This is a genomic window from Psychrobacter sp. LFX-11D (assembly GCF_904846475.1).
In the GTDB taxonomy this organism is placed as follows: Bacteria; Pseudomonadota; Gammaproteobacteria; order Pseudomonadales; family Moraxellaceae; genus Psychrobacter; species Psychrobacter cryohalolentis.
Map to the genome: position 1 here is coordinate 1 of NZ_CAJHAV010000035.1, position 1,869 is coordinate 1,869.

The window sequence follows — 1,869 nt, forward strand, 5'->3', positions numbered from 1 at the left end:
CATAAAGGGAATAAGCTCACGCTGTTTAATAACGTCCAGCACTTTATCCCATTGCTCTTGCGTCAAGTCCATGCCGGTGGGATTGTGACAACAAGGGTGCAGCAATACCACGTCGTGTTTATTCAGCTTTTCAATAAAACTGACCATCTCATCGAATTTGATGCTACTGGTGGCTTTGTCGTAGTAAGGGTAAGTGTCCACTTCGATATCACAGCCTTCAAAGATGGCAATGTGACCTCTGCTGTCAAATCCGTAGACATTAACTTGGGAGATTTTAATCAAGCAGCCTGACGATAAAAGTCAAACCACATCTGCCTTGGCGTTTTATAGCCTAAACCCTTCTGAATTCTAGTCTGGTTGTACTCCAGCTCAATATATTTGATGATATCATTGACGCCTTCAATTCTTGTCTTATAGTCTTGATGATATACCAGTTCATTCTTTAATACGCCCCAGAAACTCTCTATTGGAGCATTATCAAATGAGCAAGGAATAGTAAGTGTCTGGGAGATACTTACCCGAGTGCAAGACGGAAGGCTATGCCTGTAGTGTTTGCCACGCCGTGACATTGAGCCATTAAACTTATGCTGTTTGATGATCCTATGATAATCATTGCTACAGTACTGACTGCCTCTATCGGAGTGAACAATCAATCCTTTTGCTGGCCGTTTGTGTTCGATCGCCATATTCAATGCACGGCAAACTAAATCTGCTGTCATACGTTTGTTGATGGCATAGCCGACAAGCTCTTTAGTGTAGAGATCTTTGACTCCAGCTAAATACAACCAGCCTTCAAGCGTCCAGATATAGGTGATGTCACTAACCCTGAGAAGCACTGCTTCGCAAGGTTAGGACTATTGGCATCAAATTTCTGATCGAGCAGGTTTGGATAGATAAGCTTGTTATGGTTTGAGTTGGTGGTGACTTTAAAGCGCTTGTGGCGACGGCATTTGATGCCGTGTTCTTCTTTAATGCGTCTGACCATGTATTTACTGATGGCATATCCTTGCTCTGCAAGGTGAGCATGCAATCGCTCACAGCCATAGCGCTGTTTGGTTTCAGTATGCGCCACTCTAACCAGCAGCTCACACTGGTTGCGGTGGATCTGCTGCTCACTAATATTACGACTCATCCAGTTGTAATAGCTTGATGGCTTAACATCTAATACGTGACACATGCAGGTGATACTAAATATTTTCTGGTTGTCCTTGATAAAGACGTACTTCATCAACTGTGTTTCGCGAAGTACGCCGTGGCCTTTTTTAATATCTCTCGTTCCTCACAGGCAACTTTTAGTTCCCGCTTTAAGCGTTTGTTCTCTTCAAGAATAGCCATTAATTGTGGATCATACTGCTTAGTGCCGACAAACTTGCCTTCATACGCTTTGTTCTGCCAATTGGATAGCGTTTGCATCGCTATTCCTAACTGCCGAGCAGTCGCACTCAAGTTACCGTTATTATCTGCTATCTTTTTGATAGCTTCTGCTTTGAATTCCGTACTGTAGCTCTGCATTTTCTTGGTCATGGTAAACTCCTTGTCGAGTCGTTAGTTTACCAAGTTTATCTCTACGGTTTCTTCAGCATAGCTCAGTACGATGTCGATTGCTTTTGCGATGTTAGCGGCATACAACTTCTTTTACTGTATGACATCTAATGTACCCAGCGTCTGTTAGGTATAGTTTGTCACGAGTATCAGACAACCCTCTCTTTTTTAAATAAAGCTTTCAATAGCAGGTATCTTTCTTTAGTTTGAGCTATAATTTGATTAAGAAAGCTCAGGATTTATTAGTAATACAGGTATTCCATCACAGCCAATATACATCACAGTATTTTGATGGAAGGAACAATACAATTCGAGACTGGTTTCTTC

The 1,869-nt window shown here is 42.0% G+C and carries 1 protein-coding gene and 1 pseudogene; both read right to left on the minus strand.

Features of this window, described 5'->3' with window-relative positions; translation table 11 throughout:
* The coding region (locus tag JMX75_RS12805) for an aminotransferase class I/II-fold pyridoxal phosphate-dependent enzyme (protein WP_265089568.1) at positions 1-282 on the minus strand (282 nt) is incomplete at its 3' end.
* A pseudogene (locus JMX75_RS12810) lies at positions 279-1,524 on the minus strand (IS3 family transposase). The pseudogene JMX75_RS12810 and the gene JMX75_RS12805, both read right to left, overlap by 4 nt.
* Positions 1,525-1,869: the final 345 nt, after the last annotated feature.